The sequence below is a fragment of the Shewanella sairae genome (genome assembly GCF_023283535.1).
GTDB lineage: Bacteria > Pseudomonadota > Gammaproteobacteria > Enterobacterales > Shewanellaceae > Shewanella > Shewanella sairae.
Window position 1 is genome coordinate 1 of sequence record NZ_JAKILT010000025.1, and the last position, 20,492, is coordinate 20,492.

At 43.8% G+C, this 20,492-nt stretch carries 16 protein-coding genes; 13 read left to right on the forward strand and 3 right to left on the reverse strand.

Features of this window, described 5'->3' with window-relative positions; genetic code table 11:
- Window positions 1-133: 133 nt before the first annotated feature.
- Window positions 134-442 carry a hypothetical protein gene (locus L2748_RS11825; RefSeq protein WP_220783390.1) on the reverse strand — a complete coding sequence of 103 codons (309 nt, stop codon included), beginning with the start codon at window positions 440-442 and terminating at the stop codon, window positions 134-136.
- A gap of 297 nt (window positions 443-739) precedes the next feature.
- Window positions 740-1,654 (reverse strand): DMT family transporter, encoded by a 915-nt coding sequence (locus tag L2748_RS11830; protein WP_220783389.1) that lies wholly within the window; start codon window positions 1,652-1,654, stop codon window positions 740-742.
- Between the two features lie 304 nt (window positions 1,655-1,958).
- Here L2748_RS11830 and dnaK point away from each other — a divergent pair, with 304 nt between their 5' ends.
- The 11 genes from dnaK (at window position 1,959) to secF (ending at window position 17,310) form a co-directional block, all read left to right on the forward strand.
- Window positions 1,959-3,875 (forward strand): molecular chaperone DnaK, encoded by a 1,917-nt coding sequence (gene dnaK / locus L2748_RS11835; protein WP_220783388.1) that lies wholly within the window; start codon window positions 1,959-1,961, stop codon window positions 3,873-3,875.
- A gap of 88 nt (window positions 3,876-3,963) precedes the next feature.
- Entirely contained in the window at window positions 3,964-5,094 is a 1,131-nt protein-coding gene (gene dnaJ / locus L2748_RS11840; protein WP_220783387.1) for a molecular chaperone DnaJ, read from the forward strand.
- Window positions 5,095-5,634: 540 nt separating this feature from the next.
- Entirely contained in the window at window positions 5,635-6,426 is a 792-nt protein-coding gene (locus L2748_RS11845; protein ID WP_220780374.1) for a M48 family metallopeptidase, read from the forward strand.
- Window positions 6,427-6,508: 82 nt separating this feature from the next.
- Window positions 6,509-7,126, forward strand: a complete 618-nt coding sequence (locus L2748_RS11850) for a BamJ family beta-barrel-assembly machinery protein (protein WP_220780373.1) — start codon at window positions 6,509-6,511, stop codon at window positions 7,124-7,126.
- A 63-nt stretch (window positions 7,127-7,189) separates the two neighbouring features.
- Window positions 7,190-8,005, forward strand: coding sequence for a 4-hydroxy-tetrahydrodipicolinate reductase (dapB, locus tag L2748_RS11855; protein WP_220780372.1), 816 nt, complete (start codon window positions 7,190-7,192; stop codon window positions 8,003-8,005).
- Window positions 8,006-8,178: 173 nt separating this feature from the next.
- Window positions 8,179-9,351 (forward strand): glutamine-hydrolyzing carbamoyl-phosphate synthase small subunit, encoded by a 1,173-nt coding sequence (gene carA, locus L2748_RS11860; protein WP_220780371.1) that lies wholly within the window; start codon window positions 8,179-8,181, stop codon window positions 9,349-9,351.
- 28 nt (window positions 9,352-9,379) lie between these two features.
- Entirely contained in the window at window positions 9,380-12,601 is a 3,222-nt protein-coding gene (gene carB / locus L2748_RS11865) for a carbamoyl-phosphate synthase large subunit (RefSeq protein ID WP_220780370.1), read from the forward strand.
- Window positions 12,602-12,974: 373 nt separating this feature from the next.
- A complete protein-coding gene (greA, locus tag L2748_RS11870; RefSeq protein WP_220780369.1) occupies window positions 12,975-13,451 on the forward strand; it encodes a transcription elongation factor GreA in 477 nt (158 codons plus the stop codon).
- Window positions 13,452-13,636: 185 nt separating this feature from the next.
- Window positions 13,637-14,158 carry a hypothetical protein gene (locus tag L2748_RS11875; protein WP_220780368.1) on the forward strand — a complete coding sequence of 174 codons (522 nt, stop codon included), beginning with the start codon at window positions 13,637-13,639 and terminating at the stop codon, window positions 14,156-14,158.
- A gap of 414 nt (window positions 14,159-14,572) precedes the next feature.
- The gene (secD, locus tag L2748_RS11880; protein WP_220780367.1) at window positions 14,573-16,387 is read left to right on the forward strand and encodes a protein translocase subunit SecD; all 1,815 of its coding nucleotides are present in this window, start codon (window positions 14,573-14,575) and stop codon (window positions 16,385-16,387) included.
- Between the two features lie 5 nt (window positions 16,388-16,392).
- On the forward strand, window positions 16,393-17,310 hold the full coding sequence (secF, locus tag L2748_RS11885; protein WP_220780366.1) for a protein translocase subunit SecF: 918 nt from the start codon (window positions 16,393-16,395) through the stop codon (window positions 17,308-17,310).
- A 108-nt stretch (window positions 17,311-17,418) separates the two neighbouring features.
- Here secF and yhbY read toward each other — a convergent pair whose 3' ends face one another.
- Window positions 17,419-17,718, reverse strand: coding sequence for a ribosome assembly RNA-binding protein YhbY (gene yhbY / locus L2748_RS11890; RefSeq protein WP_220780365.1), 300 nt, complete (start codon window positions 17,716-17,718; stop codon window positions 17,419-17,421).
- Between the two features lie 93 nt (window positions 17,719-17,811).
- On the opposite strand from yhbY, the gene rlmE reads away from it, so the two are divergent.
- Window positions 17,812-18,441, forward strand: coding sequence for a 23S rRNA (uridine(2552)-2'-O)-methyltransferase RlmE (gene rlmE / locus L2748_RS11895; RefSeq protein WP_220780364.1), 630 nt, complete (start codon window positions 17,812-17,814; stop codon window positions 18,439-18,441).
- Between the two features lie 69 nt (window positions 18,442-18,510).
- Entirely contained in the window at window positions 18,511-20,454 is a 1,944-nt protein-coding gene (gene ftsH / locus L2748_RS11900) for an ATP-dependent zinc metalloprotease FtsH (RefSeq protein ID WP_276516281.1), read from the forward strand.
- Window positions 20,455-20,492: the final 38 nt, after the last annotated feature.

Sequence of the window (20,492 nt, forward strand, 5' to 3'; positions counted from 1 at the left end):
AATTACTTTAATAGTAGACATGATGGTTCGCCTCTTTGATTGCCTAACCCTAAGGTTAGCTTAGGGGTGAGGCGGACCATCTAATTAAGCCGCATTATGCGGCTTTTTTGTTGTTGAAAACGTAAAATTGACATCAATATACTACTGCTTGATGTATATAGAGCATCAAATAGATGATGGCCATGACCGTAGTAAATATGCGTAATGGATTGATAACGTCACGCATATGGAAAAGTCGCCGATAATGGGTTCCATCAGTGAAATAGAGTGAAGGGATTAAAAAGAAGCCATAAAGAAATGCAAAGTACCAAGAGTAAGTGCGTTCTTGCTGTACTTCATATACCAGCATTGCTACGGCAAACAACATAGAGCTTAACCGAATAAATCGAATAAACTTTTGCTGTTTAAATATTTTTGTTGCATCCATATATTTGTAATACATAACGAATATCCATTTTGTTACGCAGTTGTTTATTTATACCTTGGTCAATTTGACTTTACAAATAAAAATCGATAAACCCTACCTAAGTTGCAGTCAATTAACGTATTTTTTCTGGCGCCTTATTAAATAGGTCCGTTATCCAATAAGATTTGTTCTCTAAGGCCGTGTAATTTAAGTCTTAGAATACTAAGCCTAGCTTGGTCGTTATAAAAAGCGTATTTATTACGCTAATTTTTAGATAAAAAAAGCCGGCTATTAGCCGGCTCTTATTGTCTGGACACACAATAATCCAAGTGATTAAGCTGAAATGCGCCTTTTAGTTCGCCACTGACCAATCTTTGGCAAAATTTGTTGCAAGGCTAAGGCGAAGATAATCAGTCCTAGGCCGATATAAGTCGATTTTTCAATGCTTTCTTGTAGTACCCAAGCAATAAAACCAATCGACATCACCGGTGTAATAAACACTAAAGTACTGATACTAGCGGTGCGTTCTGCTTTTTTAAGTGCAACTAACCACAATACAAAAGTGACCCCCATTTCAAATAAACCTACGTAAACCCCCGCAATGAGGGCTTTCATATCTAAACTTGGTAAAGTTTGCGTCAGTAATAGCGCAACAATGATAAATGGTAGCCCCACTAAAAAGCTTAATAGTAAGCTAACCACGGGATCGCCCTTATCTTTGGTGTTCACTATCCAATAAAGTGACCATAGCAGGGTACTCGTCAGTGCCAATATCACTCCAGTCATGCTTTCAAATTGCACTCCGGTAATGTTGCCCTTGGTTGCGATAAAGAATACACCGCAATACGCCACTAATGCCGCAGTAATATCGCTTTTACGTAACTTTTGTCCGAGTAATGGCACAGATAGAAGCGGTAATAAAATTGCCCAAGTATAGTTAAGTGACAATGCTTGTTGGGCTGGCAATAAATCGTAGGCTTTAAATAACACCAAATAATATAAGAAGGGGTTAAGTAAGCCGGTTTGCAGGTAAAACCAGGGGCGAGCGACAAACTGCTGCTTAATTAGCGCTAGTTTTCTTTGGGCAACTAAAATGGCACCTAGAGCGACAATAGAAGTTGTGACAGCAACGAACACTAATTGTAGTAGTGTGTAGTGAGCGAGGGCTAATTTAAACGCGGTTGCAACGGTAGACCATAAAAAAATGGCGCCGATACCGTATAAGTAGGCTTGGTTTGATGGCTTCAATGTTTACTTCTCTTACAACGAGATGACGACTAAGCGCACTGCCTACAAAAATACAGGTGGATGCGCTACCTCTTAGATTGTATGCATTATACGTTTTTTGGTGGTTTTGTGGCTACTGCCTAGATCAAATTAATACACTCTTAAGATAAATTTTAATTTTCTCCCTTGTAATCATCTTAAACGTCCCAATATAGGGGTTAAGAGAAGATTTAGGGTGATAAAAAGACTTGAAAAGCATTCGGTCTGTCCCCACTTCATAAACCAGATAACAAATTTAGTTTTTAAAAGTTTTTCGGAGGACTCCATGGGTAGAATTATTGGTATCGATTTAGGCACAACTAACTCTTGTGTTGCAGTATTAGATGGCGACAAAGCGCGCGTATTGGAGAATGCTGAAGGCGATCGTACTACACCCTCAATCATCGCATACACTGCTGATGAAACTTTAGTTGGTCAGTCTGCAAAGCGTCAGGCTGTAACAAACCCAACAAACACAGTATTTGCTATTAAGCGTCTTATTGGCCGTCGTTTTAAAGATGACGAAGTTCAACGTGACGTTGATATTATGCCATTCAAAATCATCGGCGCTGACAACGGCGACGCATGGGTTGAAGCTCAAGGCAAGAAAATGGCTCCACCACAAATCTCTGCTGAAATCTTAAAGAAGATGAAAAAGACTGCAGAAGATTTCCTAGGTGAAGAAGTAACAGAAGCGGTTATTACTGTTCCTGCTTACTTTAACGATTCACAACGTCAAGCTACTAAAGATGCAGGTCGCATCGCAGGTCTTGAAGTTAAGCGTATCATCAACGAGCCAACAGCTGCTGCACTAGCTTACGGTATCGATAAGAAGCAAGGCGACAACATCGTTGCAGTATACGACTTAGGTGGTGGTACATTCGATATCTCTATCATCGAAATCGACAGCGTTGATGGCGAGCAAACGTTCGAAGTACTTGCAACAAACGGTGACACTCACTTAGGTGGTGAAGACTTTGATAACCGTATGATTAAGTATCTTGCTGACGAGTTCAAAAAAGAGCAAGGTCTTGACCTACGTAACGATCCACTAGCAATGCAGCGTCTAAAAGAAGCAGCAGAAAAAGCCAAGATCGAGCTATCAAGCACAACACAAACTGAAGTTAACCTGCCATACATCACTGCTGATGCAACAGGTCCTAAGCACTTAGTGGTTAAAATCACTCGTGCAAAACTTGAGTCACTAGTTGAAGACTTAATCAAACGTTCTTTAGAGCCGCTAAAAGTTGCTCTAGCCGATGCTGACCTATCTGTTTCAGATATCAACGAGGTTATCCTTGTTGGTGGTCAGACACGTATGCCTAAAGTTCGTGAAGAGGTTTCTGCTTTCTTCGGTAAAGAACTACGTCAAGACGTTAACCCAGACGAAGCGGTTGCTATCGGTGCTGCGGTTCAAGCGGGCGTGCTATCTGGCGACGTTAAAGACGTATTGCTACTAGACGTTACTCCACTATCTCTAGGTATTGAGACTATGGGTAGCGTAATGACTAAGCTTATCGAGAAGAACACCACTATCCCGACTAAAGCTTCACAAACTTTCTCGACTGCTGACGACAACCAAAGTGCTGTGACAATTCACGTACTTCAAGGTGAGCGTAAGCAATCAAGCGGTAACAAGTCTCTAGGTCAATTCAACCTAGAAGGTATCGAAGCTGCTCCACGTGGCATGCCACAAATTGAAGTTGCTTTCGACATCGATGCTGACGGTATCTTGCATGTATCTGCTACAGACAAGAAGACGGGTAAAGCACAAAACATCACTATTAAAGCCTCTTCAGGTCTAAGTGATGAAGAAGTTGAAGCTATGGTTCGTGACGCTGAAGCACACGCTGACGAAGATGCTAAGTTCGAAGAGCTAGTTCAAGCGCGTAACCAAGCTGATGGCATGGTTCACGGCACTAAGAAGCAAATCGAAGAAGCGGGTGAAGCACTACCAGCTGACGAAAAAGAGAAGATTGAAGCGGCAATGGCTAACGTTGAAACTGCTGTTAAAGGCAATGACAAAGAAGCGATTGAAAAGTCTACTCAAGAGCTAATGGAAGCGTCTGCTAAGCTAATGGAAATCGCTCAAGCTAAAGCGCAAGCACAACAAGGTCAACCAGAAGGCGAAGCACAAGCTGCTAAGCAAGATGACGACGTAGTTGACGCTGAGTTTGAAGAAGTTAAAGACGACAAAAAATAATGACGGGTAACTCCTAAATTATTGTAGCGGGCGTTATGAGGAAACTCTAACGCCCGTTTGTGCAACTTTAGCTAAAGAAATTAAAATTATGTCAAAGCGCGATTATTACGAAGTATTAGGTGTCGGACGTGACACTAGCGAACGCGAAATTAAGAAAGCTTATAAGCGTTTAGCAATGAAATTTCACCCAGACCGTAATCCGGGTGATAAAGAGGCTGAAGCTAACTTTAAAGAAGTTAAAGAAGCTTACGAAATTCTAACCGATAGCGACAAGAAAGCGGCTTATGATCAGTTTGGTCATGCAGGCGTTGATCCTAATCGTGGCGGCGGTGGCTATGGCGGCGGCGCAGATTTCGGTGATGTGTTTGGCGATGTATTTGGCGATATCTTCGGTGGCGGACGCCGCGGTGGTCAACGTCAAGCTGCGCGCGGTAGCGATTTGCGTTACAACCTTGAATTATCGCTTGAAGAAGCGGTTCGTGGTTTAACCAAAGAACTACGCATTCCTACGCTTGCAGCTTGTGATGTTTGTGACGGCAGTGGCGCTAAGAAAGGCTCTTCACCAACCACTTGTGGTACCTGTCATGGTCAAGGCCAAGTACAGATGCGTCAAGGTTTCTTCGCGGTGCAGCAAGCCTGTCCTACCTGTCATGGCCGTGGCAAGATCATTAAAGATCCTTGCAACAAGTGTCATGGTGAAGGTCGCGTTGAAAAGAGCAAGACTCTTTCAGTTAAAATCCCAGCTGGTGTTGATACTGGCGATCGCATTCGTCTTTCTGGCGAAGGTGAAGCGGGCGAGTATGGCGCACCTCCAGGTGATCTATACGTGCAAGTTAGCGTGCGTGAACATGCAATCTTCCAGCGTGATGGCAACAACCTTTACTGCGAAGTGCCAATCTCGTTCAGCAAAGCAGCTTTAGGCGGTGAGATTGAAGTGCCAACACTTGATGGCAAAGTTAACCTTAAGATCCCTGCTGAAACGCAAACTGGCCGCATGTTCCGTATGCGCGGTAAAGGCGTTAAGTCAGTGCGCAGCCATGCTGTAGGTGACTTGCTATGTAAGGTTGTGATGGAAACACCAGTCAACCTTAATGAACGTCAAAAAGAGCTACTACGCGAATTTGAAGAAACATTAACAGGCCAGTCTAAGAAGCACAGCCCTAAGGCTGAAGGTTTCTTCGATGGTGTGAAGAAGTTTTTTCAAGATCTGAATAGCTAATTTTATTTCAAAGCGCTATCGCTGAAATTAAATTTATAAAACCTCGCTTTGCGAGGTTTTTTTATGGAACAACAAAAATCGCTCTTTAATTAATACAAATCGGTATAACTTATACCAATCAGTATAAGAATTTGATCAGCTCAGAACGATTTTTGGCAAACTAATTCAAGGCGAATAGCTGCAATAATGGTTATTCCCTTATAAATCTATTCAACGCAGAAGTAGGCAGCCAAAAACGTTCCAGACTGGCGAGTTTTAGCGATTCTGATGCTGTGACTCATAATAAACAAAGAGGGAACTTGAACCTAGTTTAACTATGCCCTTCGCTCGTTGCAAACCACATGGATGTGGTGAATGTCATTAAAGCAGGAGCACTTAATGACCTTGCCTCAAAACCGCTAAATTCTCGCTGAGTGACTAAATGTTTATTCTGATTGGTATTAATTGTGATATTGACTCTAGAGTCAAAAAATAATGAAAGTTTTATAGAATCTTTTTAGAACCTAAATATTGGTCTAGCAATACAAAGGACTACCATTGATGAAAGTCTTTCCACTATTACTTCTTTCTGTATTAATCACCTCGGGCTGCGCAACCACTCAATCACCAACAGGGCGTGGGCAAACCTTACTGTTTTCGTCTCAAGAGATGTCGCAGCTTGGTGACGCGTCATTTTCACAAATTAAGCAACAAGAAAAAGTCAGCCAAGATAAAGCAGTCAATGCCTATGTTAATTGTGTGGCTAACAGAATTACCGCTGCCTTGCCTGACCAAGGCTTACCTTGGGAAGTGGTTATATTTGAATCTGAACAGGTCAATGCCTTTGCGCTGCCAGGTGGGCATATTGGTGTATATACCGGCTTGCTTAATGTAGCGGTAAACCAAGATCAGCTTGCTACCGTTATTGGGCATGAAGTGGCACACGTTTTGGCTAACCATAGTAATGAGCAGGTATCACGTGCCAAATTAACCGGTGCGGGGATGCAGCTTGCCGATATTGCCCTTGGAGCTGGGGGGATTGCCGATAAAGATCTATACATGGCAGCGTTAGGTTTAGGCGTGCAAGTGGGCTACATATTACCTTATGGTCGTAACCAAGAGTCAGAAGCCGATATTATCGGGGTTGAGCTGATGGCAAAAGCAGGCTTTGATCCTGCGCAAAGTGTCGAGCTTTGGAAAAACATGTCAAAAGCCGGCGGAGAGCAGGGCCCCGAGTTACTTTCAACTCACCCATCCCATGGTCAGCGTATTGCACAATTGCAGGCAAAAGCGCAGCCTTTATATCTGATGAGCAAATCGAGTGTGAAAAATACTTGTCAAAGGGCAAAATAGCGACAGTTTTTAGGGCAATATCACAGAGATTATGATAAAGTTCGGCGCGAAAATTCATTGAATCATTGAGAGTACAATCATTATGTCTGATAAGTTCAGTACAATTGAAGGTCAAGCAAGCTACGGTGTTGGTCGTCAACTAGGTGAGCAACTAGCCGCTAACTCGTTTGAAGGTATCGATATTTCTGCTGTTCAATTGGGTCTATCTGACGCATTCGAAGGTAAAGAAAGCGTTGTATCTATGCAAGATATGCAAATTGCATTCACTGAAATCAGCCAACGTATCCAGAAAGTTCAAGAAGCTGCTGCAGCTGCTGCGTCAGAAGAAGGCGATAAGTACCTTGCTGACAACGGTGCTCGTGAAGGCGTTGTCACTTTAGAGTCTGGTCTACAGTACGAAATCATCACTGAAGGTAACGGCGACAAGCCTGGTTATGATTCAACTGTACGTACTCACTACCACGGTACTTTCATCTCTGGTGACGTATTCGATAGCTCTGTTGCTCGTGGTGAGCCTGCTGAATTCCCAGTATCTGGCGTTATCGCTGGTTGGACTGAAGCACTACAACTTATGCCTACTGGTTCGAAGTGGAGACTGTTTGTACCACAGCACCTAGCATACGGTGAACGTGGCGCTGGCGCTGCGATCCCACCTTACTCAACTTTAGTATTTGAAGTTGAATTATTAGATATTCTCTAATAAAGATAATAAGCCTAAGTTAATACTTAGGCTTTTTTTTGACATTTGCAGGGAGACACTGAGATGACTGAACGCGTAAGAGTGGCAATCACCGGCGGCAGCGGCCGTATGGGACGTACTCTTATTGAGGCGGCAAAGCAAAATGAATTTATTTTGTTAGGTGCTGCGATTGAACGAGCGGGATCGACCCTTATGGGTGTTGATGCGGGTGAGCTTGCTGGTGTTGGAGCAATGAATGTTGCGATTACCGATTCACTTGATAAAGCCGTTAATGATTTTGACGTGCTAATTGATTTCACCTCGCCAGAAGCCAGTGTGGTTCATACCGATTGGTGTGCGAAACATGGCAAAGCAATCGTAATCGGCACCACCGGGTTCAATCATGCTCAAAAAGAGCAAATTTTAGCTTATGCGGATCAGGTGCCAATTGTGATGGCGCCGAATATGGCTGTTGGCGTTAACCTGATGTGGAAACTACTTGAAGTAGCTGCAGAGGTAATGGGCCATTACAGTGATATCGAGATCATCGAAGGCCACCACAGATATAAGAAAGATGCGCCGTCAGGCACCGCGCTTAAAATGGGCGAAGTGATTGCCGAAACATTGGGCCGTGATTTAGAAAAATGTGCCGTTTATGGCCGCGAAGGTATTACCGGTGAGCGCGACAGAGGAACCATAGGGTTTGCAACCGTACGCGCTGGTGACATCGTTGGTGAGCACACTGCTCTGTTTGCTGATATCGGCGAACGTTTAGAAATTACTCATAAAGCCTCAAGCCGCATGACCTTTGCTAATGGCGCAATGCGCGCTGCAGCTTGGCTCGTGGAGCAAAATGCCGGGCTTTATGATATGCAGCAAGTCTTAGGCTTGAAAGCATAATTATTTAAAACCGCTATTAGCGGTTTTTTTTTGCTAAAAATTTTTTTGACAAATTTATTATCTGTACTATGGACAGGTTTGGGTTTTACATATATAATCGGCGGAATTTGTCAAAATTTTGCATTTTAGCGAAAGTTGGTATTTTAAAAACATATAAAAAACAATTAATTTCAATGATTTGGCTCTTTCCGGAGGTCGCGTTGACAAAGTCTGCCTTACTCGTACTTGAAGATGGAACAATTTTTTCTGGCACTGCAATTGGTGCTGAAGGGATGTCTGTTGGTGAAGTAGTATTTAACACTTCAATGACTGGTTACCAAGAAATTTTGACTGATCCATCATATTCACGTCAAATGGTCACCCTCACTTATCCACATATTGGTAATACTGGTACCAATGAAGAAGATACAGAATCTGATTCTGTTCATGCTTGTGGCCTTATCATTCGAGACTTGCCATTAGTGGCAAGTAACTTTCGAAATCAGCAATCTTTAAGCGATTATTTGATCGCTAACAACGTTGTTGGTATTGCTGATATCGATACTCGTAAATTAACTCGTATCCTACGCGAAAAAGGTGCTCAAGCCGGTTGCATCATGGTTGGTGATTTAGATGAAGCTAAAGCGCTAGCTGCAGCTAAAGCCTTCCCTGGTCTTAAAGGCATGGATTTAGCTAAAGAAGTCACCACAAACGAAACGTACTCATGGCGCAGCGGTAGCTGGCGTTTAGTTGGCGGTTTGCCATCTGACACAGCTGAAGCTGAACTTAAGTATAAAGTGGTAGCCTACGACTATGGTGTTAAGCGCAACATCTTACGTATGTTGGTTGATCGCGGTTGTGATGTGACTGTAGTACCTGCACAAACTCCTGCTAGCGAAGTGCTAGCGATGAACCCAGATGGGGTTTTCCTATCGAACGGTCCTGGCGACCCAGAGCCATGTGATTATGCTATTGCTGCAATCCAAGAGATCTTAAAAACAGACATTCCTGTTTTCGGTATCTGTTTGGGTCACCAGTTATTAGCGTTAGCTTCAGGTGCTAAAACACTGAAAATGAAGTTTGGTCACCATGGTGCTAACCACCCAGTGAGTAATATCGAGCAAGGCAATGTAATGATCACCAGCCAAAACCACGGTTTTGCTGCTGATGAAACCACACTGCCAGCCAACATTAAAGTGACCCACAAGTCACTGTTCGATGGCTCTTTGCAAGGTATTCACCTAACTGATAAGCCAGCATTTAGTTTCCAAGGCCACCCTGAGGCGAGCCCTGGACCACACGATGCTGCGCCGTTATTCAATCACTTCATTGATTTGATTGAGTTGTACCGTAAAAACGCCAAGTAGTAACTTCATCCGGGAGAAGATTTAAGCAATGCCAAAACGTACAGATATAAAGAGTATTCTTATCCTAGGTGCTGGACCAATCGTAATTGGTCAAGCCTGTGAGTTTGACTACTCAGGCGCCCAAGCCTGTAAAGCCCTACGCGAAGAAGGCTACCGAGTTATTCTAGTTAACTCTAACCCTGCAACGATTATGACTGATCCAGAGATGGCCGATGCGACATACATCGAACCGATCCACTGGGAAGTTGTACGTAACATTATTGCTAAAGAGCGTCCTGACGCGATTTTGCCAACAATGGGCGGCCAGACTGCACTTAACTGTGCACTTGAGCTTGAAAGCCGCGGCGTACTAAAAGAGTTTAACGTTGATATGATTGGCGCAACTGCCGATGCAATCGACAAAGCGGAAGACCGTAGCCGTTTCGACAAAGCAATGAAGTCGATTGGTCTTGAGTGTCCGCGTGCGGGTATCGCACATAATATGGAAGAGGCTTACGGTGTATTAGACCAAGTTGGCTTCCCATGTATTATTCGTCCGTCTTTCACCATGGGTGGCAGCGGCGGCGGTATCGCCTATAACAAAGAAGAGTTTGAGGATATCTGTTCTCAAGGTCTTGAGTTATCGCCAACTAACGAACTGCTTATCGACGAATCTTTGATTGGTTGGAAAGAGTACGAGATGGAAGTGGTTCGCGACCGCAACGATAACTGTATTATTGTTTGTGCAATCGAAAACTTTGACCCAATGGGTGTGCACACTGGTGACTCAATCACTGTTGCGCCAGCACAAACACTAACGGATAAAGAATACCAGTTGATGCGTAATGCATCGCTAGCGGTTCTACGTGAGATTGGTGTTGAAACTGGTGGTTCAAACGTACAGTTTGGTATCAACCCGAAAGATGGCCGCATGGTTATCATCGAGATGAACCCACGTGTATCGCGCTCATCTGCATTGGCATCTAAAGCAACGGGTTTCCCAATTGCTAAGATTGCAGCCAAGCTAGCAGTAGGCTTTACACTTGATGAGTTAAGCAACGACATTACTGGCGGCGCGACTCCTGCATCATTTGAACCTGCAATCGATTATGTTGTGACTAAAATTCCTCGCTTTAACTTCGAGAAATTTGCCGGTGCAAACGACCGTCTAACCACACAGATGAAGTCTGTGGGTGAAGTGATGGCGATTGGTCGTACATTCCAAGAGTCACTGCAAAAAGCGCTTCGCGGCCTTGAAGTTGGCAAGAATGGTTTGTGTCCACAAATCGACTTGGCAGATCCAGAAGCATTATCTCGCATTCGTCATGAGCTTAAAGAGCCAGGCGCAGAGCGTATTTGGTATATTGCTGACGCATTCCGTGCCGGTCTTTCTGTTGAAGATATCTTTGGTCTAACTAACATCGACCCATGGTTCCTTGTGCAACTTGAAGACTTACTTAAATCTGAAGCAGACGTTGCTGAAGCCGGTCTTGCTGGTTTGAATGAAGATTTCTTACGTAAGCTTAAGCGCAAAGGTTTTGCAGATTCGCGTCTAGCAGCACTTGCTGGTGTAAGCGAAACTGAAGTACGTAAGCTACGTACTCGTTTCGAAATCCACCCAGTTTACAAGCGTGTTGATACCTGTGCGGCTGAATTCTCAACTGATACGGCTTACATGTACTCTACTTATGAAGAAGAGTGTGAAGCCAACCCGTCTAACCGTGACAAAATCATGGTACTAGGTGGCGGTCCAAACCGTATTGGTCAAGGTATTGAGTTTGATTACTGTTGTGTGCACGCGGCGTTAGCGCTACGTGAAGACGGCTATGAAACCATCATGGTTAACTGTAACCCTGAAACGGTTTCTACCGACTACGACACATCAGATCGCTTGTACTTCGAGTCAGTGACATTTGAAGATGTGCTTGAAATCGTGCGTATCGAGAAGCCAAAAGGCGTTATCGTGCAGTACGGTGGTCAAACACCACTTAAATTAGCACGTGACCTAGAAGCTGCTGGTGTACCGATTATTGGTACCAGCCCAGATGCAATCGACCGCGCTGAAGACCGTGAGCGTTTCCAGCAGGCGATTGAACGTTTAGGCATGAAGCAGCCTGAAAACGATACTGTAACCACAGTTGAAGGCGCAGTTATTTCTGCTGAGCGTATCGGTTACCCACTTGTTGTTCGTCCATCTTATGTACTTGGTGGCCGCGCAATGGAAATCGTCTATGACGAGCAGGACTTGCGTCGTTACTTTAACGAAGCGGTAAGTGTATCTAACGCGTCTCCAGTGCTACTTGACCGTTTCCTAGACAACGCAATCGAAATCGACATCGATGCAGTGTGTGATGGCGAAACTGTTGTGATTGGTTCAATCATGGAGCATATCGAACAAGCGGGTGTTCACTCTGGTGACTCTGGTTGTTCACTTCCGCCATATAGCCTAAGCCAAGACATTCAAGACCGCATGCGTGAGCAAGTGGGTAAACTGGCAATGGAGTTAGGCGTAGTAGGTCTAATGAATGTGCAGTTTGCGGTGAAGGATAACGAGATCTACATGATTGAAGTTAACCCTCGTGCAGCGCGTACCGTGCCATTTGTATCGAAAGCGACTGGTGTACCATTAGCTAAGATTGCAGCACGTGTGATGGCAGGTCAAAGCCTTAAGTCACAGAACTTCACCGAAGAAGTTATTCCGCCATTCTACTCTGTAAAAGAAGTGGTATTGCCGTTTAACAAGTTCCCTGGTGTTGACCCACTGCTTGGCCCTGAAATGCGCTCAACCGGTGAAGTTATGGGTGTGGGTGACACGTTTGCAGAAGCCTATGCTAAAGCACAGCTGGGTGCGACTTCTGAGGTACCTAAGTCTGGCCGTGCATTATTGTCAGTTCGTAATAGCGACAAAGCACGTGTAGCTGATTTGGCTGCTCAATTAATTGAGCTTGGTTACCAAATTGACGCCACTCACGGTACTGCAGTTATCTTAGGCGAAGCGGGCATTAACCCACGCTTAGTTAACAAGGTACATGAAGGTCGTCCACACATTCTTGACCGTATCAAGAATGGTGAGTACACCTATATTGTTAACACGACTGAAGGTCGTAAGGCGATTGAAGACTCACGTCAGCTACGTCGTGGTGCACTGCGTTACAAAGTTAACTATACAACGACTTTGAATGCTGCCTTTGCAACTTGTATGGCACACTCTGCGGATGACCGCTCGAATGTGACATCAGTACAAGAGCTGCATAAGCGTATTACTAAGTAAGTTAAGCGAAGCTTGAAATAAAAGGCCGCGAATAGCGGCCTTTTTTATTATTTGATGCTAATCGCTGCGATAGAACAGATATTAAATAAAAATTTATGCGGCTTTGCTAGCAACTGCGTTGAAGGTTGAGTAAGCTCTACTTTCTTGTACTGTTTGCTATTTCATTGCGGCATGCATTTTTTTATCAAGCAAGGCGAATGAGATTTTACGGCGATAAATTTAGTTCAACCGTTATTGATCTCGTGAGCAAGTACAGATTAGGGTGCATCGGTTGCCCTCTGCGTTTACAATAACGTAATTCCACCAGATTTTTCCTCGCTGATACTTAATTCAGTGGGGCCTGCTTTTGTTTTAAAGGAGACGAAAGAAGCTTATGAGTACGGTTCCAATGACCATTGTCGGTGCTGCACAGCTGCGCAAAGAATTAGATCACCTTAAATTTGAGCGTCGTCCAAAGATTGCCGAAGCAATTGGCGAAGCGCGCGAATTAGGCGACTTAAAAGAAAATGCTGAATATCACGCTGCCCGTGAAGAACAGGGTTTATGTGAAGCACGTGTAAGAGATATTGAAGGTAAGTTGTCGCACGCGCAGATCATCGATGTGACTACTATGGCTAACAATGGCCGCGTAATCTTCGGTTCAACTGTCACCATTTTAAATGTTGATACAGACGAAGAAGTGACTTATCGCATTGTCGGTGAAGATGAAGCTAACATTAGAGAAAACCTGCTATCTGTTAGTTCACCAATTGCACGTGGTCTAATTGGTAAGAACTTAGATGATGAGATCTCAATCGTAACGCCAGGCGGCACTAACGATTTTGAAATCATTAAAGTCGACTATATCTAAGTTTGCTTATTTAAGCTAACTAGGCTTAAAAGGCGACTAGAGTCCAGACTTCATAATATTAAAAAAACCGCTTTTTAGCGGTTTTTTTATGGATGAAATTGGTATAAACACCGAATAATCATTTGTATAGCGCTCTAGTAGGGTTTAGTATGCGTGGTAATCTAAAGATATTTTAAAGGTAGTGAGTGCAGTTATTTTGGCGGTTTGGGCTTATCTTGTTATTGATAGCGGGGGGATTATTTACTCCTGTTACAACAAGTGCGTCTGAATTAAACCAAAACAACCTGCCACAGTCTCAGATATTAGCCGTTGATTTCCATTCGACTTCTGATATTTCCAATCAGCCTACTAATGTCTTGGAGATGCTTTATGTGGATAGCGAAGCACAAAGTCGCCTAGGTATACCACTCACTCTTAAAGACACACCGGCAAAAAATACCGATAATAGAGACTCTGAATATGCGCCGTTAGTTTCGCAGCGTTTTATTAGTTTCTCGCAACACGATCCGTTACAGAGCCGACCAGACTATCAACTCGCCTTTGAGTTTTCAGTGCCTCCAGTGCCTTGCTTTACTGTGGGGTACCGGGTGGATATGGCGCCAGCCGTTGAATGGGCACTGCATATTGCTAGCCCTTCCAATCGTCTTTCCGCATGGAAAGAGACCAATACCCTCTATCGTTTCTCTCAATCTCGTCTTGCTAGCTAAGCAGAGATATACCGCTTGGTTATCGAATTAAACCTTATTTAACCTTTTAATTCGTTATCGAGAAATACCGTCTGCATTATTAGCTGTGATTCGTCGTTGTGACTACTAGCCTAGATGATGCTTGCATTGCTTGCTTAGTCGATTGTAAACACTGAAATTCTATGTGTTGCTGTCACTAGGAGACAATGAAGCTTGATGCTAGCAAGTCATAGTATGGTGAGTCCTCGTGTTAATGCCCTTAATATTTTGATTCTAAGGGGATAAATTTGGCAGCTAAATATGACGGTTTGTTCTGGCTAGGTTTTTGGCTATGACATATTTCTCGATAGCTACTCGATTACTAATGAGTTACTGGCATTGATTAACCAGTCTCTCTTTGGTGATCCTCACTTACGTTAAAGTGAAGAGAGAAATATGCGACAACAAAATAGTCCGACCTTATTAAACCATTATTCAGCTTGGAAATATGTGCTGCTTATCGTCACTGTTATGGTGATGCTGTTTAGTGCATTACCGACATTTTTCGGTGAAGATGCTGCAGTGCAAATTAGTCCTGAAGCACAGTTAAAAGTTAACCCACTCGAGCTACACCAATTACTTATCTCAAATGGTATCAGCGTTAAACGTATCGACCAGTCTCAAGGTGATACCTTGGTTGTGCTTGGCGACAATAGTCAGCAAAGCCAACTAAAAACCTTGTTAACGAGTCAAGTTAACGACCCTTCTAAACTGACATTAACGTTAGCGCCTGCAGCCCCTAATTGGTTGTTATACCTTGGTTTCTCCCCTATTAAGCTTGGCCTTGATCTGCGCGGCGGCGTGCAGTTTTTACTCGATGTTGAAATAGAGCCAGTGTACAAGCTGCACTACAGTACCTTTGTCGACTCTGTACGTCAGTTTGTGCGCACCAGTGACCTGTATGGCGTGGCTGTGCAGTATCAAGTGGATGGTAGTGTAAATATTACGACTAAAGATCTGCAGCAGCGAGCAGCGATAAGAGACTTCGTCAGTCAACAATACCCTAACTGGCAAATGTCTAATTCTGGAGAGCGTGGTTTAAGCCTTGATATCTCTGATGCTGAAAAAATTAATATTCGCAATCTTACGGTTACCCAAAACCTGCAAATTATGCGCAGTCGCATTGAGCAGCTTGGCATTACTGAAGCGGTTGTTCAGCGTCAAGGTGAACACAGGATCCGCATTGAACTGCCAGGTGTACAAGATCCTGCAGCAGCTAAATCTGTGATTGGTGCGACCGCGAGTTTAGCTTTTTATCAGGTGAAACAAGCGGGTTCTGTTAATGCTAAAACCTTAAAAGATGAGCAAGGCGAGCCAGTATATGTAGCAAGGCGTCCCGTATTAGGCGGCGAGCATATTGTCGATGCCCGTGCGTCGCTCGGAGAAATGGGGTTGCCTGAGGTGGTCATCCATCTTGATCGCGACGGCGGCAGAATGATGTCTGACTTTTCTCGGGATAATATCGGTAAACCAATGGCGACGTCATATAGTGAATATAGTCGTGATGATAATGGCCAAATCAGACAAACCACTGAGGTGATTAGCGTCGCGACCATTCAGGCACAACTTGGGGACCGCTTTAGTATTACTGGGGCGGGGGATTATGATGAGGCGCAACAACTGGCGCTGTTGCTTCGAGCGGGTTCAATGACAGCACCTGTGACCATTGTAGAGGAGCGTACTATTGGCCCGAGCCTAGGTGAAGAAAATATTACCAATGGCTTTTCGGCTCTCGCTCTGGGGATGGGGGTAACTTTGTTGTTTATGGGGCTGTGGTATCGCCGTTTAGGTTGGATCGCCAATGTCGCTTTGATGGCAAATATGATTCTCATTTTTGGCTTGATGGCATTAATCCCCGGCGCTGTACTGACTTTACCTGGCATTGCGGGGTTAGTACTTACTGTTGGTATGGCTGTTGATACCAACGTACTTATTTTTGAGCGAATAAAAGACAAGCTAAAAGAGGGGCGCAGTTTTGCACACGCGATAGATAGAGGATTTGATAGTGCCTTTTCAACCATTGTCGATGCTAACTTCACCACCATGATCACTGCTGTTGTGCTTTATGCCATTGGTAATGGGCCTATTCAAGGCTTCGCGTTAACACTGGGCTTGGGGCTTTTGACTAGTATGTTTACTGGGATATTTGCATCTCGCGCATTGGTTAACTGGGTTTATGGTCGTGACTTTAGTCGTAACGTGAAGGTGTAATCAAAATGAATATTATTAATCGCCAAAATTTAAAAAGCTTAAGCACATTAACTAAAGCACGTTACCTTTCGAGCCTGGCATCTTTACTGATTATGCTGTCGTCAATCGCAATTATTTTGGTTAATGGCTTTAACTGGGGACTGGATTTTACTGGTGGTGTTGTCACCGAGGTAAAAATTGATCCAAAAATAAAGTCTGAACAAATTAGTCAGTTATTAGGACAAGGGTCTGCACAAGAAGTCAGTGTTATCTCGGCTGGAGAGCCAGGGCGTTGGGTACTGCGTTACGCAAAAGTGGATAATGCCGCAACGGGGGATATCAAAACGGTATTGGCACCCTTAACTAATGATGTTGAAGTGCTTAATTCCAGCATTGTTGGACCACAAATTGGGCAGGAGCTAGCAGAGCAGGGCGGATTAGCGTTATTGGCGGCGATGTTATGTATCTTAGCTTATTTGAGCTTTCGCTTTGAATGGCGTCTGGCAAGTGGAGCCTTGCTCGCGCTATTTCACGATGTCATATTTGTACTGGCGTTTTTCTCATTAACTCAGATGGAGTTTAACTTAACCATTTTAGCGGCGGTGTTGGCTATTTTAGGTTATTCACTTAACGATTCGATTGTGATTGCGGACAGAGTGCGTGAGGTATTAATTGCTAAGCCGAAAATGGCCACTGATGAGATTTGTAGTAGCGCAGTTAAAGCAACTTTCTCAAGGACTATGGTGACCAGCGGTACAACCTTGTTTACCGTTGGCGCGCTGTGGATTATGGGTGGAGCACCTTTACAAGGCTTCTCTATTGCCATGTTTCTCGGGATTATGATTGGCACCTTGTCGTCAATTTCGGTAGGAACGTGTCTGCCTGAATTATTGAAAGTTAAAGCAGAACACTATGAGGTAACGCCGATTAGTGACACGCCGTAGAATTTTATTCGTATAAACATAGGATAAAAAAAGAGCCGCTGATTAATCAGCGGCTCTTTTTATTTATCTTGCATTGACAGCGATAAAGATTAAAGCTGTCTTTGCTAATTACTTTGCCTTTGGCACAGCAATTTTCATTTCTTCAGACTGACGGAACAGTACTAGAACGTGACCGATAAGCTGTACTTTTTCAGCTTTAGTTTCACGTACAATGGCATCTACGATAGCGTTTTTAAGTTCTCTGTCACCAGAGGCTACTTTCACTTTAATCAATTCATGATAAGAAAGTGCATTATCAATTTCAGCCAGTACACCTTCAGTCAAGCCGTTGCCACCAAGCATCACTACAGGCTTGAGACTGTGCGCTAAGCCTTTTAAGTGCTGTTTTTGTTTGGTTGTTAAGTTCATTTATACCAACTTTATGCTGAGTTACTGTTGAAAACCCGCTATTCTACCCTTATATATGCTTTGTGTAACTCTCAATTTTGTTGCGGATTTTAAATGTCAGGAAAAAAACGAACGGCTAGCTCCTCTCGCTGGATGCAGGAACATTTCGACGATCACTATGTCAAACTGTCGCAAAAGCGCGGTTTAAGGTCACGTGCGGCCTTTAAGCTTGAAGAGATCCAAGAAAAAGATAAACTCATTCGGCAGGGAATGACAGTTGTCGATTTAGGTGCTGCACCGGGTGGTTGGTCGCAAATAGCGGTTAAATTAGCCGGAGACAAAGGCAAAGTTATCGCATGCGATATTTTACCTATGGACCCTATCGTTGGTGTTGATTTCCTACAGGGCGATTTTCGCGAAGAAAAAGTACTGGATGCATTATTAACCCGTGTTGGTGATGCTAAAGTTGATGTGGTGCTGTCTGATATGGCACCTAATATGAGTGGTTCTGGTGGCGTTGACCAACCTCGAGCCATGTATTTAGTAGAGCTTGCGTTAGATATGTGCCATCAAGTATTGGCACCAAACGGTTGTTTTGCAGTTAAAGTCTTTCAGGGGGAGGGCTTTGATGAATACATGAAAGCGGTTAAAGAGGCGTTTAAAACGGTTAAAACACGTAAGCCTGACTCTTCGAGACCGCGTTCTCGTGAAGTCTATCTTGTGGCGACAGGCTACAAGTTATAGTAATCTATCGTAAGTACTCTAACATTTGTTTTCGAAAGACTTTAAAAGAGGTCGAGTAATTTGAGTGACATGGCAAAAAATTTAATTCTCTGGGTTGTCATCGCTGTAGTGTTGATGTCAGTTTTTCAGGGCTATTCCCCCTCTTCTTCAACTAAGACGAAGATGGATTATTCAACCTTTTTAGACGATGTTCGTTCTGGGCAGATTAATACTGTCGAAGTAAAGAGCGATCAACGTACCATTGAAGGAACAACCACAACCGGTGAAAAGTTTGTCACCATCATGCCAATGCCAGATCTTGATTTAATCAATGATCTTGACCGTAAAGGCATCATGATGAAAGGCCAAGAGGCTGAAGAGTCGGGTTTCTTAACCCAAATCTTTATTTCTTGGTTCCCAATGCTATTGCTAATCGGTGTGTGGATATTCTTCATGCGTCAGATGCAAGGCGGTGGCGGTAAAGGCGCGATGTCATTTGGTAAGAGTAAAGCCAAATTGATGAGCGAAGACCAAATTAAAACGACTTTTGGTGACGTTGCAGGTTGTGACGAAGCAAAAGAAGACGTTAAAGAATTGGTTGATTACCTAAAAGAGCCGACTAAGTTCCAGAAGCTAGGTGGCCGTATTCCAACAGGTGTGTTGTTAGTAGGCCCACCTGGTACAGGTAAAACTTTGCTTGCTAAGGCGATTGCTGGTGAAGCGAAAGTACCATTCTTTACTATTTCAGGTTCTGACTTCGTAGAAATGTTTGTGGGTGTTGGTGCATCTCGTGTACGTGACATGTTCGAGCAAGCGAAGAAATCTGCACCTTGTATTATCTTTATCGATGAAATCGATGCTGTAGGTCGTCAACGTGGCGCTGGTGTTGGTGGTGGTCACGATGAGCGTGAGCAAACACTTAACCAAATGCTAGTTGAGATGGATGGTTTCGAAGGTAACGAAGGTATTATTGTTATCGCCGCGACTAACCGTCCAGACGTACTTGATGCTGCACTACTTCGTCCAGGCCGTTTTGACCGTCAGGTAGTTGTTGGTTTACCAGACGTACGTGGTCGTGAGCAAATTCTTAAAGTGCATATGCGCAAAGTGCCTTTGGCTGACGGCGTAAAAGCAAGTGTTATTGCTCGTGGTACACCAGGTTTCTCTGGTGCAGACCTTGCGAACCTTGTAAACGAAGCGGCATTATTTGCTGCTCGTAACAGCCGCCGTGTTGTAGGTATGGAAGAGTTTGAAAGTGCAAAAGACAAAATCATGATGGGTGCTGAGCGCCGGACTATGGTGATGTCTGAAGACGAAAAAGAGATGACGGCTTATCATGAAGCGGGTCATGCAATCGTAGGTTGTTTAGTCCCTGAGCACGACCCTGTGCACAAGGTGACTATTATTCCTCGTGGTCGTGCGCTTGGTGTGACGTTCTTCTTGCCGGAAGCTGATGCAATCAGCCAAAGCCGTCGTAAACTTGAGAGTCAAATTTCGGTTGCATATGGCGGACGTATTGCTGAAGATATTATCTACGGCAGTGAAAAAGTATCGACAGGTGCATCGCAAGACATTAAGTATGCAACATCTATTGCGCGTAACATGGTTACCCAGTGGGGCTTCTCTGACAAGTTAGGTCCAGTACTTTACGCTGAAGATGAAAATGAAGTGTTCCTTGGACGCAGCATGGGTAAATCTCAGCATATGTCTGATGACACCGCTCGTATTATCGACGCTGAAGTGAAGCAATTAATTGATGCTAACTATCAACGTGCTCATACTTTCTTAACTGAAAATATGGATATTCTACATGCGATGAAAGATGCATTGATGAAGTACGAAACCATTGACGCCAATCAAATTGATGACCTAATGGAACGTCGTGAAGTACGTATGCCTGCTGAGTGGGAAAAAGATCAGCAGTCAAACGACAAAGACAACAATGATACTTCTTCTGAAAAGAAAGAAGAGATCAAGGAAACTAAAGAAGACAAGCCTGACGTCAGCGAAGCTGATGAGTCACCAGCTAAGTAAACTTTAGTGGAATAAAGAAAACCCCTTCTAGGGGTTTT

Bases quoted from the DNA above. Each gene is read 5' to 3' on its own strand.
- L2748_RS11825 (WP_220783390.1), bottom strand. From the start codon at position 442: ATGTATTACAAATATATGGATGCAACAAAAATATTTAAACAGCAAAAG.
- dnaK (WP_220783388.1), top strand. From the start codon at position 1,959: ATGGGTAGAATTATTGGTATCGATTTAGGCACAACTAACTCTTGTGTT.
- dnaJ (WP_220783387.1), top strand. From the start codon at position 3,964: ATGTCAAAGCGCGATTATTACGAAGTATTAGGTGTCGGACGTGACACT.
- L2748_RS11845 (WP_220780374.1), top strand. From the start codon at position 5,635: ATGAAAGTCTTTCCACTATTACTTCTTTCTGTATTAATCACCTCGGGC.
- L2748_RS11850 (WP_220780373.1), top strand. From the start codon at position 6,509: ATGTCTGATAAGTTCAGTACAATTGAAGGTCAAGCAAGCTACGGTGTT.
- dapB (WP_220780372.1), top strand. From the start codon at position 7,190: ATGACTGAACGCGTAAGAGTGGCAATCACCGGCGGCAGCGGCCGTATG.
- carA (WP_220780371.1), top strand. From the start codon at position 8,179: ATGATTTGGCTCTTTCCGGAGGTCGCGTTGACAAAGTCTGCCTTACTC.
- carB (WP_220780370.1), top strand. From the start codon at position 9,380: ATGCCAAAACGTACAGATATAAAGAGTATTCTTATCCTAGGTGCTGGA.
- greA (WP_220780369.1), top strand. From the start codon at position 12,975: ATGAGTACGGTTCCAATGACCATTGTCGGTGCTGCACAGCTGCGCAAA.
- secD (WP_220780367.1), top strand. From the start codon at position 14,573: ATGCGACAACAAAATAGTCCGACCTTATTAAACCATTATTCAGCTTGG.
- secF (WP_220780366.1), top strand. From the start codon at position 16,393: ATGAATATTATTAATCGCCAAAATTTAAAAAGCTTAAGCACATTAACT.
- yhbY (WP_220780365.1), bottom strand. From the start codon at position 17,718: ATGAACTTAACAACCAAACAAAAACAGCACTTAAAAGGCTTAGCGCAC.
- rlmE (WP_220780364.1), top strand. From the start codon at position 17,812: ATGTCAGGAAAAAAACGAACGGCTAGCTCCTCTCGCTGGATGCAGGAA.
- ftsH (WP_276516281.1), top strand. From the start codon at position 18,511: ATGGCAAAAAATTTAATTCTCTGGGTTGTCATCGCTGTAGTGTTGATG.